The organism is Streptomyces sp. NPDC005925 (assembly GCF_040638805.1).
Lineage (GTDB): Bacteria > Actinomycetota > Actinomycetes > Streptomycetales > Streptomycetaceae > Streptomyces.
Genome location: NZ_JBEXVL010000006.1, coordinates 220,409 through 233,586, shown reverse-complemented (window position 1 = coordinate 233,586; position 13,178 = coordinate 220,409). Strand labels below are relative to the sequence as shown.

Genomic DNA, 13,178 nt, shown 5'->3' with positions numbered 1-13,178 from the left:
TGACAAGGTCGGCCGACGGGTACTCCCTGTACGCCGTCGGCCGACTCCACAGGTGGACCGGCATTGCGCGGCACGTCGTCGCCGAAAAGCACATTCATGTATTCGCGAACAGCCCGGAAAGGCCGAGGCTGTTTTTTTCGCGTTCCTTGAACCGGCCACATGCGACGGCAATCGACTCGTGATTGCAATTCCCTTCCGACTGGACAAGCGGGAACCATTGACCGATCTCATCCGCGATGTTAGCTTTTCGGTATGGGGTGCATTGTTTCGATCAATACTGGTCCATGTGTTCCATCTGATTTCGCGCGACGAAAGAAGTCGGCGATCAAAAAGCTCCCGGTGTCCGACGGTATCGCGGTCGGCAAATTGGGACTGGAAGGCGACGAGCAGGCCGCGGATTTCCATGGCGGAGAAATGCAGGCCGTCTACGCGTATGCGCGGGAGGATCTGGACTGGTGGTCCGACCAGCTCCAGGTGCCGCTGCGCAACGGCATGTTCGGAGAAAACCTGGACTTTGTCGGTTTCGACGTCAACGGCTCCGTCCTCGCGGAGAAGTGGCAGGTCGGCGAAGTCCTGTTGCAGGTCATGGCGCCGCGCATGGCCTGCGGGACGTTCGGCGGCTGGATGACTCAGCAGGGCTGGGCGAAACGTTTCAACGCCGCCCGTCGCCCCGGCGCGTACCTGCGCGTTCTCACAGAGGGCCGGATCTACCCGGGAGATCGCGTGGAGCGCGTCTGGCGTCCCTCCCGGCACATCACGGTGGCCGAGTCGGTGGGAGCGATCCTGGATGAACAGGATGTGCTGCGGCGCATCATCGACATGGCGGACAACGAGCCCGGCTGGGACCGCACCGCCATGATGTTCCACGTGTCGAACCGGACCCGGTCCGGGGCGACAGCGCAGTCCCCGAAGGAACAGGCGGCCGCGTCCCCGCCAGGGGCCCCGAGCATAGACGGCTCCCATGCTTGACGTCTTCGGGGACTACAGTGCTCGCGATCCCTTCGCGGCGTTGGCCGATGCGGTACAGGGCTGCCCCTACCAGGCGGTGGCCGAGAACGGCGGTCCCTACGCGCTGCGTGCCGCGGATGTGCGGCGATTACTGACCAGCGGCGACGTCTGGTCGCAGCGGTCCGCCGATCGCAGACTGGCCGGTCTGTCGGAGCGGGACGCCGCGCGGAGGACAGAGTTGAAACGGTTCCTCTCGCACTGGCCGGTGTTCTCCGACTCCGAGTACCATCAACGGGCGCGCCGCACCGTGGTCCGACTCCTGCGCGGCACCGTGACACCGGAACTGGTCGCCGCCTGCACCGAGCTGTTCGAGACGCGTCTCGCCACACCCGTCGGCAAGAGCTTCGACTGGTTGGAGGAGGTGGCCCGCCCGACGGGACGGGAGTTGATCGCCACCCTCGTCGGACGGGCGGACGCCGCCCGGCTGATCCGGCTGAGTGGGGCCGTCATGGACGAACTCGCCGCGGCCCACCTCGACATCGCCCTCATCGACCACGCGCTGGAGGCGGTCGAGGAACTCCGGTCCTGGCTGGAGGCGGCCCGCAACGATCCACCGACGCCGTTCGTGGCGAAGTTGGGGAAGGTGTGGGACGACCCGGCCTACGGCCCCGAGCCGGCGACGGCGTTCCTGACCCAAATGATCACCGGAGCCTACGACCCCACCACCACGGCCCTGTGCGTCGTGGGAGAGCGCGTAGGGGCGCAGGTGCTGCTCGACCTGTCCGTGACTGTCCTGCGCGAGGAGGTGTTCCGCCTGGCAACGCCCTTTCGCTTCGCGACCCGCTACGCGCGTCAATCGATGTCGGTCGGTCCGTATCGGCTGGAGGCCGACGACCGGATCAACCTCTGCCTGGGAACGGCGAACCTCGACCCCGCGGAATACCCGGACCCCTTGGAGATCCGGGCCCGTGAAAACGCAGCCCGTGCTCTGAGCTTCGGAGCCGGCAAGCACTACTGCCCGGGAGCCCTCCTCGCGCGGACCGTCGTGGAGGCGCTGCTGACCTCGTTGAAGAAGGCGCAGGTCGTCTTCGACGCGGAGCACGTCGAGCGGGAACCCGAACTGCCCGCCCTGCGCTACCGGAAGCTCAGGGGATCACTCGTGCCCGCCGTCTGAACAGGACGGCGGCCGAGCGTACCCGGCACCACATCCACCCGTTTTCCCCTGCCCGTGACGCCGGGACCGTGTTGGCGGCCGTCCGCCGCCGCCAACACGGCAGGCCTCGTCCTCCCGCGGTGAAGCGGGCCACACGGCACGGGCATGCCCGCCTCCTTCCCACCTTGGAGCCCGTGTTGAGCACGTTGATCATCGACACTGATCCCGGACTGGACGACGCCCACGCCCTCGCCATGGCTCTCACCCCGTCCCCGAAGCGGCCCGCCGTCCGGGTGTGCGCGATCTGCACCGTCGCGGGCAATGTCGGCATCGACGCCGTGACCACCAACGCGCGGTGGCTCCTCGGCGCTTTCGGGGAGGAGGCGGCCCGCGTCCCCCTCTACCGGGGCGCCGCCGGTCCCCTGGCCGGTGAGCGGGTCGGTGCCGCCGACATCCACGGGGCGGACGGACTCGGCGAGATGACGAGATGGCCCGTCACCGAGGTCGAGGAGAAGGCCCTGCCCGCAGCCCTCGCGCTGGTGGAGGCTGCTCGTCGGGATCCGGGAACGATCACGCTCGTCGCCCTCGGCCCGCTCACCAACATCGCCCTCGCCCTGCGCCTGGAACCGGAGCTGCCGCGACTGCTGGGCCGCGTCGTGGTGATGGGCGGTGCCGTGTACGGCAGAGGCAACCTGACGCTCAACTCGGAATTCAACTTCGGAGCCGATCCGGCGGCGGCGGACCTGGTGTTGGCCCACTTCCCGGACATCACGCTGCTCACCTGGGAGGCGACCATGGACCACGCCTTCGCCCGGGAGGACTTCGACTCCTTCTTCACCGGCGACTCCCCCGCGGCCACGAGCCTGCACCAACTGGTGGGCAACCGCTACCTGACCGACCCCGGGTACGGGAAGCGGTCGGCGTACTGGCGGGCCGACCCCCTGGCGATGGCCGTCGCCATGGACCCCTCCGTCGTCACCAAGTCGGCACAGCACCGGGTTTACGTGGGATACGGTCCGGGAAGCGCGGGGCACGGGGTCACCGCCGTCGACTGGCGGGACCTCCGCTCGGACCGGCCCCCGGTCACGATCGTGCAGGAACTCGACCGTCCGAGGCTGCTGGACCTTCTTCGCATCTGACGGTCGCGGGGCCGCACCGCCCGACTGCCGCAAAGCCACCTCAGGAGGAGCAGTGGAAGCAGTTCACCCCGGTTCCGGGACCCGGGACGAGTTACTCGACGTCACAGGCATCTCTCCCGATCTGCCGTCACGACTGGTACGGCAACTGGAGTTCATCGCCGAGATCGACCGTCTCAAAACCGTACTGCGGCTGAGTCCCCTCCTCGCCGTCGACCGCCGCGAGAACGATGCCGAGCACTCCTGGCACCTGGCGCTGATGGTGCTCGTGCTCGCGGAGTACGCCGCCGAACGGATCGACATCGAGCGGACACTGAAACTCGTCCTGATCCACGACCTCGTCGAGATCTACGCCGGTGACACCTGCCTCTTCGACGACGCGGCAAAGGCCGACCAGCACGAACGCGAGGCGGTCGCGGCGGGCAAGTTGTTCGCCCTCCTGCCGAGCGACCAGGGCGCACACTTCCGCGCCCTGTGGGACGAATTCGAGTCGCTGACGACCGCCGAGGCCAAGTTCGCCAAGGCCATGGACCGGCTGCAACCCCTGCTGCTGAACGTCGGCAACGCGGGGGGTACGTGGCGGGCCCCCGGGGTGACCGAGGAGCGGTTGAGGCAGCGTACGTCCCTCATCGCCGACGGCTCGCCCCAGCTGTGGGACCTGACGGAGAAACTGTTCGCCTTCGGAGTACGCGAAGGCTGGCTGAAGAACGACTCCTGACGACGGCATCCGGGCACGCCGGTAGCCCAACGCCTGCCCGCAGACCATGTGCTGTGCGCGGTGAGGCGTGGTGGTCCTCGTCCTGCCCCGGCTGCGCCATCAGGCCGCACGGGCCGGGCGTCCCCGGTCAGGACAGGAGATCCGCGATCTGCGCGGCGGCCTCCCGGGCCGGGCGTCCGACCCCGGTCAGGGTGGCCGAAGCGGGGCCGGTCCAGTCGCCGTAGCCGAGCAGGTACAGCCGTGGCTCACCCGGGGCGCGCGTGCCCTCGGTGGCAAGGCGTCCGCCGTTCCCGCGCAGACCCGGCGGGGCCAGGTGGGACAGCACGGGCCGAAAGCCCGTGCACCAGATCACCGCGTCCGCGTGGGTTGACGTCCCGTCGGCGTCCGGAGAAGTCCTCCCGTCCGGGCACTGAGTGCGAGGAGTCCAGGCGTGTTGCCAGGCACCGCCCTCCTGCGCCTGGGCGCCGAGGATGACGACGTCCAGGGCCCGGCGGCGCAGGTGGTAGCCGGCGGCGGTCCGGCCTGGCCGCCGCCGATCACGATCACATCGGCTCGCCGCGTCATGCTGTCCGCGCCGCCGCGCACGGTGCGCGTCGCGTCCAGGGGGCCGGGGTCCGGTACGCGGCAGGGAGGACGATCCCGGCCGCCGTGCCGGTCGCTGCCCGCGTGCGGCTGTCGCAGCAGTGCATCAGCTCTCCTTCGGTTCGGCCGTCAGCTGCTGGGCGGGAGTGAACGTCCGGCCCCGGGCCAGGGAGACGTGCACCAGCGCGACCAGGACCGGGACCTCGATCAGCGGTCCGACCACGCCGGACAGGGCCTGGCCGGAGGTGACACCGAAGGTGGCGATGGCGACCGCGATGGCCAGCTCGAAGTTGTTGCCCGCCGCGGTGAAGGCGAGGGTGGCCGTGCGGTCGTAGGGCAGGCCGATCGCCTTGCCCAGGGCGAACGCGCCGAACCACATCAGGGCGAAGTACACCAGCAGCGGAAGCGCGATGCGGGCGACGTCCAGCGGTTGCGAGGTGATCGTCCTCCCCTGCAGGGCGAAGAGGGTGACGATCGTGAAGAGCAGGCCGTACAGGGCCCACGGGCCGATCATCGGCAGGAACGTCGCCTCGTAGGACTCACGGCCCAGCTTCTTCTCGCCCAGGCGGCGGGTGAGGAAGCCGGCCAGCAGCGGGACACCGAGGAAGATGACGACGTTGAGGGCGATCTCCGGCATGGAGATGTCGAGGTGTTCGCCGTCGCCCAGGCCGAGCCAGCCGGGCAGCAGGTCGAGGTAGAGCCAGCCCAGCAGGCCGAACGCCAGGACCTGGAAGACGGAGTTGAGGGCGACCAGGACGGCTGCGGCGTCGCGGTCGCCGCGGGCGAGATCGTTCCAGATGACGACCATGGCGATGCACCGGGCCAGGCCGACGATGATCAGGCCGGTGCGGTACTCGGGCAGGTCCGCAAGGAAGATCCAGGCCAGCGCGAACATCACCGCGGGGCCGATCAGCCAGTTGATGACCAGGGACGACACCATCAGCTTCCTGTCGCCGGTGACGGCGTCGAGCCTGTCGTAGCGCACCTTGGCCAGGACCGGGTACATCATGACGAGCAGGCCGACGGCGATCGGCAGGGAGATGCCGCCCACCTCGACCTCGGCGAGGGCGTCGTCGAGGCCGGGGACGGCGCGGCCCATGGCGAGTCCGAGGGCCATGGTGGCGAGGATCCAGACAGCGAGGAAGCGGTCGAGCGTCGACAGCTTCCCGACGACTGAGGACTCGTCGTCGGTCGCGGGAGCTTCGGTGCGGGTCACGGACAGGCCCTCTTGTTCTCGGCGGCATGACGGGCGGACTCGGCCAGTTCGGCGAAGTGGCCGGCGAGGGAGGCGATGACGTCGGGCTTGAGCTTGTAGTAGGTGAACCGCCCGCACGGCTCCGTACCGACCACGCCTGCCTCGCGCAGCACTCTCAGGTGGTTGGAGAGGTTGGTCTGCTTGGCGCCGGTCTCGTCGATCAAGTGGGTGGCGCACAGCGTCTCGCGGGCGAGCAGGGTCACGATGTGCAGCCTGAGCGGGTCGGCCAGAGCCCGGATCAGATCTATGTCGACCGTCGTCATCATGGACCGACCATTGCACATCAGTGCCGACTGACACCATCGACTGCTGATCTCAGTCGCGCCTGATGCCGCGATGAGACACGTAAGGCCTCCCGATGTCCGGCAACCCTCAGCCGGCGGTGGGGCGGCCGGAGATCCCCACGGTTTCGATCTGCAGGGTTTCCGGTGCACCGCAGCAGCTACCACCCGTCTCCTCCACGGGTGCGTCAAAGAGGCCGGAGCCACCGCACACCCCCGTTTCGGGCAGCGTCAGCTCGACGCGTGCGGCCGCCTCGTGATCGCCGGCGAGGGCCGCCGCGATCGAGCGCACCTGCTCGTACCCGGTCATCGCGAGGAACGTGGGGGCGCGGCCGTAGGACTTCATCCCGGCGAGGTAGACGTCCTTCTCGCTGTGGGACAGTTCCTTGGCGCCGTGCGGGTAGACCGTGCCGCAGGAGTGGACGTTGGGGTCGATCAGGGGGGCCAGTTCGACGGGGGCCTGGAGCCGCGGGTCCAGGTCGAGCCGCAGTTCGCCGAGGAACGACAGGTCCGGCCGGAAGCCGGTGAGGGTGATGACGTCGTCGACGGGCTCGGTGCGCGTGCCGTCCTCCGCGACCAGGGTGAGCGTGCCGTTGGTGTCCGCCTCGATTTCGGCGATGCGGAATCCGGTGACGACTTGGGCGTGGCCGGCTTCGACGGCGGCCTTGGCCGCGAGGCCGAGGGCGCCCCGAGCGGGCAGCTGGTCGCCGGCGCCACCGCCGTAGGTGGAGGAGCCGACGCCGCGGCGCAGGATCCACAGGATGCGGGTGCCGGGTTCGGTCTTGGCGAGATCGGCGAGTCCCACGAGCGCGGTGAAAGCGGAGGCGCCGCTGCCGACAACGGCGATCCGCCTGCCGGCGTAGCGGCTGCGGGTCTCGGGCCGGCGAAGGTCCGGCACCCGGTAGGCGATGCGGTCGGCGTGGGCGCGCTCGCCTACGGCGCGCAGTCCGTTTCCGCCGGCGGGGCCGGGCTGCGACCACGTGCCGGAGGCGTCGATGACGGCGCGCGCGAGGTGCCGGAGTTCGGTCCCGTCAGCGGTCACGGCGTGGACGGTGAACGGCTGCCCGTCTCGGCCGGAGTCCACCGTGCGGTCCCGGCCCGCCCGGGACACACCGGTGACGGTCGTCCCGAACCTCACCCGGTCGCCGAGCGCATCGGCAAGGGGCTGGAGGTACGACGTGGCCCAGTCGCCACCGGTGGGGTACGCCGCCCCGTCGGGCCGCTGCCACCCGTTCGCCGCGAGGAGCTTCTCGGCGGCGGGGTCGATGACTTCGTCCCACGTGGAGAACAGCTGTACGTGGGCCCAGTCGCGTACGGCAGCTCCGGCCTCTCGGCCGGTCTCGAGGACGACGGCGGGCAGGCCGCGATCCACGAGGTGTGCTGCGGCGGCCAGGCCCACGGGGCCGGCGCCGATGACTACTACGGGGAGTCGGGGGATGTCGGTGGGGGTCATCGATTCTGTCCCTCTCGGTCGGCGGGGGCATCCGCAGCACACTGATTCGACAAGCATCTATTCTGTACACAGCCTGCCTCGCGCATCGAGGGGTGTCAACATAGAGAATGATCGAATAAGCGTTCCGCGGGCGCCACTCGAACCCGCCCGGACGGCTCCTGCCGGCCGCCCGTCCGGCACCTCACGGACGACGGCAGGGCGCACCCCGACCCCGTACGCCCGCGACCCCACGTCTCATCCCAGGATGAACCGCGCACGCGACATGACCGGTCATCACCCCACCGCCACGTCCGCCGCCGCGAAGGAGGCCGCCGGCAACGGAACGATCAGCCGGCCGGGGGGAGTACCGCCCACGGAGCGACCCCTCATCCCATTGCGTGATGATTTTACGTATGTGAAAATAGAAAAATGTCAATTCTAGGCGCGGACCCCAAGGTTGTGCCCGCGCAAGCGGGTGTGCCCTGCTGTTCTCCGCTCGTCTCGGCAGAGCTCTCGGCGCTGGACGCCGAGCGAATGGCCAACCTTTTCAAGGCGCTGTCCGACCCGGTCCGGCTGCGGCTGCTGTCCCGGGTGGCGTCCCACCCCGCCGGCGAGGCGTGCGTGTGCGACATCGCGGACGTCGGCGTCTCACAGCCGACCGTCTCCCACCACCTCAAGAAGCTGCGCGAGGCCGGACTGCTGACCTCTCAGCGCCGACGCACCTGGGTGTACTACCGCGTCGACCCCAGTGTGCTCACCGCTCTCGCCGCCCTGCTCTCCATGCCCGCTCGCGCATGACCGTACCCGCAGACGGCGGGGGTGCGGGTGGGCAGCGTGTCCGGGGGATGATCACGATGCCCACCCGAGTCTCAGTCGGAGCGGACGGTGTGCACCGTCGTGCCGGTGAGAGCGGCGCTCCGGAAGGGGCGGGTGTCCAGCTCCTCCGACGGGGTGAACAGGTTCACACGCAGGGGGGCGCCCACGGCCGCCTCCTCCCCCGCGACCGGCGCATAGGACAACAGGAGTGTGGGGTCGGAGAGTTCACCGAACCGGATCACCCGGTCGGCTTGGTGCGACCCGCTCCCGGGGTCGAGGAGCTGCCCCGGTATGGCGGTGAACCCGAGCCGCGACTTGAAGCTGAAGAGCCCCGGCTTGACCACATGGCCGTAGAGGTTGATGTCGCGGCCGAGTGAGGCCCATCGGCGCTGCCGGGCTCGTGCCTCCCGCAGCGTCTCCCAGTACAGAACGCGGGACAGGCTGTCGCTTCGCTGTTCCGGTGTCACGGCCGAGAACCGTGCGCGGATCTCGTCCCGGGCCGGCAGGTCCTGATTCAGACAGGCACCCACGAGTGAGCCCTCCGAGCGGACCGTGACCGCGCAGTAGGTCCCGGCCTCGGCGAGGATGCTGTCGCGCTGCTCGACAGCCACGGCCCAGCCGTGGCGCATGGTGGAGACCTGACGTTCGTACAGCTCCAGGAACTCCGTGAGCACAGGGGCGGTCAGCGGCTCGACGCCTACCTGGAAGCCGAGTTCCGCAGCTTTGCGGTACGCCGCCCGGACGTCGTACCGGTCCTTCTGGGAAAGCCTCTTGAGGTAGTCCTCCTCCTTCGTCAGAGCCTCCGCCCGCCAGGCCACCACCTGGGGTTTCGGCAGAAAACCGGCCTCCCGCAGCTGAGGCCAGGCGGTCACTGGCGGGTCCTGGACCCGGATGAGGTCCACTTCGTGCTCGTACGCCCGCCACTGACCGTTCAGCGCCTGGTCCACGTCGACGAGGGCCACCGGCAGGCCCATCGGGCGGACGATCACGAGAGCGCCGCCGCGCCGTGGCCCACGGGGGTCACGGTTTCGCCCTGCCCCGCCTTCTGCGGGGAGGCCGGCTTGAACCTGCGCAGCCGGAGGCTGTTGGTGACGACGAAGATGCTGGACAGCGCCATGGCCGCACCCGCGATCATGGGGTTCAGCACGCCGGACGCGGCGACGGGGATGCCGGCGAGGTTGTAGACGAACGCCCAGAACAGGTTGCCCTTGATCGTTCCGAGGGTGCGCCGGGAGAGGCGGACGGCGTCGACCGCGTCGCGAAGGTCGCCGCGTACCAGGGTGATGTCGCTCGCCTCGATGGCGGCATCGGTACCGCCGCCGATGGCGATGCCGAGGTCCGCCTGGGCGAGCGCCGCAGCGTCGTTGATGCCGTCGCCGACCATGGCGACGTTGCGCCCCTCGTCCTGCAGACGACGCACCACGGCGGCCTTGTCCTGGGGCAGGACCTCCGCCTCGACCTCCGTGATGCCCATCTGGTGGGCGATGCGACGGGCCGCGCCCTTGCTGTCACCGGTCAGCAGAATGGGGTTGAGTCCCAGGCCGCGCATCTCGTCGATGGCGAGGCGGCTGCTGGGCTTGGCCTCGTCGGCGACGAGGAGCAGGCCGCGCAGCCTCCCGTCCCAGCCGACGGCGACGGGCGTGTGGCCGCTGTCCTCGAACTCGGTGACGCGCCGGCGGAGCGTGTCCGGCGTGTTCATCCGCTCCCCCACCCACCCCGGCCGGCCGACCACGACCTCGCGGCCGTCGACGGTGCCCTCCACGCCGAACCCGGCGCTCGCCCGGAAGCCGGCGACCGCCGGAAGGTCCCCGGCCACCTCCCGGGCGGCGGCCGTGACGGCGGTCGCGATGGGGTGCTCGGAGGAATGCTCCAGTGCTCCGGCGAGGGTCAGCAGCTCGTCGTGACTCGTGTCTTCAGCACTGATGGTCTCGACGAGCCGCATCCTGCCCGTGGTGACCGTTCCCGTCTTGTCCAGGAGGATGGTGTCGATACGACGCGTCGACTCGAGGATCTGGGGTCCTCTGATCACGATGCCGAGCTGGGCACCCCGCCCGGTGCCCACCAGCAGCGCGGTCGGCGTGGCCAGGCCGAGGGAGCACGGGCAGGCAACGACGAGGACGGTCACGGCCGCGGTGAGCGCGACCGCCGCGTCGCCGCCGTTGCCGAGCCAGAAGCCTCCGACACAGACCGCGACGACGATGACGACGGGTACGAAGACGGCGGCGATGCGGTCAGCGAGCCGCTGCACGGGGGCCTTGCCGGCCTGGGCGTCGGAGACGAGCCGGCTGATGTGCGCGAGCTGGGTGTCCGCCCCCACCTTCTCGGCGCGTACCGTCAGGCGGCCACTGATGTTCACCGTGGCTCCGACGACACTGTCGCCCGCGGTCACCTCTTCGGGGACGCTTTCGCCCGTCAGCATCGAGGCGTCGACGGCGGAGGAGCCGTCGACGACCACTCCGTCGGTGGCGATCTTCTCCCCGGGCCGGACGACGAACGTGTCCCCGACGCGCAGTTCACCGACGGGGATGGTGACTTCCTGTCCCGCACGCAGTGCGGTGACGTCCTTGGCCCCGAGTTCCAGCAGAGCGCGTACGGCACTGCCCGCCCGGCGCTTGGCCCGGCGTTCCGCATAACGGCCCACCAGGACGAAGAGCGTCAGGGAGGTGGCCACCTCCAGGTAGATGTGGTGCAGCCCCTGCCCGGGGGTGGGCGTCATCAGGAAGGGCATCCGCATGCCGGTGACACCGGCGTAGCCGAAGAACAGGGTGTACAGCGACCAGCCGAAGGAAGCGAGGACGCCGAGGGACACCAGCGTGTCCATGGTGCCGCCGGCCTGCTTGACGTTCTTCCAGGCAGCCTCGTGGAAGGGCCAGGCTCCCCAGACCGCGACGGGCGCCGCGAGAGTGAGCGAGAGCCACTGCCAGTTGTCGAACTGCAGCGGCGTGATCATCGCCATGGCGACGACCGGCACGGTGAGCGCGAGGCACAGGAGTATGCGCCGGCGCATGGCGGCCAGTTCACGGTCGGCCACGTCCTCCGCCGTCTCCGCGGCCTGCGGTTCGGCGGCCGAGAGGGCCTGCGGCGGGGGCGTGAGAGCGGCGCTGTAGCCCATCTTCTCGACGGTCTGGACGAGGTCGTCGACGGTGTGCCGGTCGTCGAAGCTCACATGGGCGCGCTCCAGGGCGAAGTTGACCTCGGCGGTCACCCCCTCCAGCCGGCTGAGCTTCTTCTCGATACGTGCTGAGCAGGCACCGCAGGTCATGCCGCCGATGTCGAGCGTGACCACGGCCGGTGCCGTCGTGGCAGTGCCTGCCATGACTGCGTACTCCTTAGGGAAGAGGACTTGCTTACAGGGGGGCCAGCGAGCTGCCGAGCAGGTACGAGACGCCGAAGCACACGGCGAGACCGGCGGCGAAGAGGGCGAGCTTGGCGGGCGGCTTCACGCGGCCGTTCCGGCGTACTCGTAGCCCGCGCGCTCGACGGCGGCCTGGACGGTCTCGTGGCTGATGTCGCCGGGGGCGGTCACGGTGACCCGGCCGCTCTTGTGGTCGACGGCCACCTCGGCTCCCTCACCGAGATCGCCCTCGATGGCGGTCCGGATGCGCTTGGAACATCCGCCGCAGGTCATGCCGCGAACCTCGAAGACGGTGGCGGTGCCGCTCATGGGTCACTCCCGTTCGTTGATGGACTTGAGACAGGTGGCGAGGCGGTGCAGTGCTTGGGTGATGTCCTCGGTGCTGACCGCGTAGGACAGACGCACATGGTCGGGGGCCGCGAAGTCGCGGCCCGGCATGACGGCGACCCCGGCCTTCTCCAGCAGGTCGGCGGCAACGGTTTGCGCGTCGTCACCGGGCCGTGTGTAGAGCCCCCGCACGTCGACGAAGGCGAAGAAGCCGCCCTGGGGCCGGGCGGCGAGGCGGAGCGGCCGCAGGCCGTCGAGACCTTCGCACATGAGCGCCCGGCGGGCGTTGAGTTCCGCAGCACGCCGGGCCAGTTCGGCATCCGTGTCGCCGGTCAGCGCGGCGAGCGCCGCGTGCTGCGAGATGGAGGAGGGGGCGGAGCTGGTGTGTCCCTGCACGGCCGAGAGCGCGGCGGCCACGGGCTGGGGGGCCGCAGCGAAGCCGATGCGCCACCCGGTCATGGCGTACGTCTTGGAGAAACCGCCGATGGTCACCGTGCGCTCGGCGATCTCCGGGGCGAGGGAGGCGACGCTCGTGAAGGAGGCTCCTTCGTGAACGAGGTCTCCGTAGATCTCGTCGCTGACGATGACGAGTCCGTGCTCGACGGCGACGGTCGCCAGGGCCTGCAGTTCCGAACGGTCGTAGACCACTCCGGTGGGATTCGAGGGACTGTTGAGCAGCACGGCCCGGGTCCGCGGGGTGATCTGCGCCCTGAGTGACTCGGCCGTGAGCTTGAAGCCGGTGGTGGCGGTGTCCACCACGACCGGCACAGCTCCGGCGAGGGCGATCATGTGCGGGAAGCTCACCCAGTACGGGGCGGGGAGGACCACCTCGTCGCCGGGCTCGCACAGCACCGTGAAGATCTGGGCGAGAGCCTGCTTGGCTCCGTTCGTCGTGACGATGTGTGCAGGCTCGTAGGAGCAGCCCCAATGGGTACGGAGCCGCCGGGCGATCGCCTCGCGCAACGGCCCGATACCGGCGACCGGCGTGTACCGGGTGTGTCCTTCGGCGATCGCCCGACGCGCCCCGTCCGCCGCCTGTTCGGGTGTGGGGAAATCGAGTTCGCCGCCGGTGAGGTTGACGATGTCGGCGCCGTCGGCCAGCAGGGACTTGATGTGCGCGTCCAGGGCGGCGGTGCTCGATGCGGGCAGGGCCCGCGCCCGAGAACTGAGCACTG

General features: G+C 69.7%; 12 protein-coding genes and 1 pseudogene. 5 read left to right on the top strand and 8 right to left on the bottom strand.

Annotated elements, in window-relative coordinates:
• The first annotated feature begins 339 nt into the window (after positions 1–339).
• The 4 genes from ABZ354_RS11165 to ABZ354_RS11150 all read left to right on the top strand — a co-directional run bounded on the left by ABZ354_RS11165 (position 340) and on the right by ABZ354_RS11150 (position 3,955).
• Positions 340–969 carry an MOSC domain-containing protein gene (locus ABZ354_RS11165; protein ID WP_358655301.1) on the top strand — a complete coding sequence of 210 codons (630 nt, stop codon included), beginning with the start codon at positions 340–342 and terminating at the stop codon, positions 967–969.
• Entirely contained in the window at positions 962–2,122 is a 1,161-nt protein-coding gene (locus ABZ354_RS11160) for a cytochrome P450 (protein WP_358655299.1), read from the top strand. Before ABZ354_RS11165 ends, ABZ354_RS11160 begins: the two co-directional genes overlap by 8 nt.
• Positions 2,123–2,298: 176 nt before the next feature.
• On the top strand, positions 2,299–3,240 hold the full coding sequence (locus ABZ354_RS11155) for a nucleoside hydrolase (protein ID WP_358655297.1): 942 nt from the start codon (positions 2,299–2,301) through the stop codon (positions 3,238–3,240).
• A gap of 52 nt (positions 3,241–3,292) precedes the next feature.
• Complete coding sequence (locus tag ABZ354_RS11150; protein ID WP_358655296.1) at positions 3,293–3,955, top strand: HD domain-containing protein; 663 nt, start codon at positions 3,293–3,295, stop codon at positions 3,953–3,955.
• A gap of 127 nt (positions 3,956–4,082) precedes the next feature.
• Here the strand turns inward: ABZ354_RS11150 and ABZ354_RS11145 are convergent.
• The 4 genes and pseudogenes from ABZ354_RS11145 to ABZ354_RS11130 form a co-directional block, all read right to left on the bottom strand.
• Positions 4,083–4,337 (bottom strand): annotated as a pseudogene (locus ABZ354_RS11145) (pyridine nucleotide-disulfide oxidoreductase); the annotation flags it as partial.
• Between the two features lie 306 nt (positions 4,338–4,643).
• A complete protein-coding gene (gene arsB, locus ABZ354_RS11140; protein WP_358655295.1) occupies positions 4,644–5,753 on the bottom strand; it encodes an ACR3 family arsenite efflux transporter in 1,110 nt (369 codons plus the stop codon).
• Positions 5,750–6,058 (bottom strand): metalloregulator ArsR/SmtB family transcription factor, encoded by a 309-nt coding sequence (locus ABZ354_RS11135; protein ID WP_358655294.1) that lies wholly within the window; start codon positions 6,056–6,058, stop codon positions 5,750–5,752. The genes arsB and ABZ354_RS11135 overlap by 4 nt, the downstream gene beginning before the upstream one ends.
• A 106-nt stretch (positions 6,059–6,164) precedes the next feature.
• Positions 6,165–7,526 carry an NAD(P)-binding domain-containing protein gene (locus ABZ354_RS11130; RefSeq protein ID WP_358655293.1) on the bottom strand — a complete coding sequence of 454 codons (1,362 nt, stop codon included), beginning with the start codon at positions 7,524–7,526 and terminating at the stop codon, positions 6,165–6,167.
• Positions 7,527–7,934: 408 nt separating this feature from the next.
• Here ABZ354_RS11130 and ABZ354_RS11125 point away from each other — a divergent pair, with 408 nt between their 5' ends.
• Positions 7,935–8,303: a metalloregulator ArsR/SmtB family transcription factor gene (locus ABZ354_RS11125; RefSeq protein ID WP_358655292.1), complete on the top strand. Its 369-nt coding sequence runs from the start codon at positions 7,935–7,937 to the stop codon at positions 8,301–8,303.
• Positions 8,304–8,374: 71 nt separating this feature from the next.
• On the opposite strand, the gene ABZ354_RS11120 is transcribed toward ABZ354_RS11125, so the two are convergent.
• The 4 genes from ABZ354_RS11120 to ABZ354_RS11105 all read right to left on the bottom strand — a co-directional run bounded on the left by ABZ354_RS11120 (position 8,375) and on the right by ABZ354_RS11105 (position 13,176).
• On the bottom strand, positions 8,375–9,295 hold the full coding sequence (locus ABZ354_RS11120) for a GNAT family N-acetyltransferase (protein ID WP_358655290.1): 921 nt from the start codon (positions 9,293–9,295) through the stop codon (positions 8,375–8,377).
• Positions 9,296–9,306: 11 nt separating this feature from the next.
• Complete coding sequence (locus ABZ354_RS11115; protein ID WP_358655288.1) at positions 9,307–11,637, bottom strand: heavy metal translocating P-type ATPase; 2,331 nt, start codon at positions 11,635–11,637, stop codon at positions 9,307–9,309.
• 123 nt (positions 11,638–11,760) lie between these two features.
• A complete protein-coding gene (locus ABZ354_RS11110) occupies positions 11,761–11,985 on the bottom strand; it encodes a heavy metal-associated domain-containing protein (RefSeq protein ID WP_358655286.1) in 225 nt (74 codons plus the stop codon).
• Positions 11,986–11,988: 3 nt separating this feature from the next.
• Positions 11,989–13,176, bottom strand: coding sequence for a pyridoxal phosphate-dependent aminotransferase (locus tag ABZ354_RS11105; protein WP_358655284.1), 1,188 nt, complete (start codon positions 13,174–13,176; stop codon positions 11,989–11,991).
• Positions 13,177–13,178 lie beyond the last annotated feature (2 nt).

Coding starts and splice junctions, on each gene's coding strand:
- ABZ354_RS11160 (WP_358655299.1), top strand. CDS start 962: ATGCTTGACGTCTTCGGGGACTACAGTGCTCGCGATCCCTTCGCGGCG.
- ABZ354_RS11135 (WP_358655294.1), bottom strand. CDS start 6,058: ATGATGACGACGGTCGACATAGATCTGATCCGGGCTCTGGCCGACCCG.
- ABZ354_RS11130 (WP_358655293.1), bottom strand. CDS start 7,526: ATGACCCCCACCGACATCCCCCGACTCCCCGTAGTAGTCATCGGCGCC.
- ABZ354_RS11125 (WP_358655292.1), top strand. CDS start 7,935: ATGTCAATTCTAGGCGCGGACCCCAAGGTTGTGCCCGCGCAAGCGGGT.
- ABZ354_RS11120 (WP_358655290.1), bottom strand. CDS start 9,295: ATGGGCCTGCCGGTGGCCCTCGTCGACGTGGACCAGGCGCTGAACGGT.
- ABZ354_RS11115 (WP_358655288.1), bottom strand. CDS start 11,637: ATGGCAGGCACTGCCACGACGGCACCGGCCGTGGTCACGCTCGACATC.
- ABZ354_RS11110 (WP_358655286.1), bottom strand. CDS start 11,985: ATGAGCGGCACCGCCACCGTCTTCGAGGTTCGCGGCATGACCTGCGGC.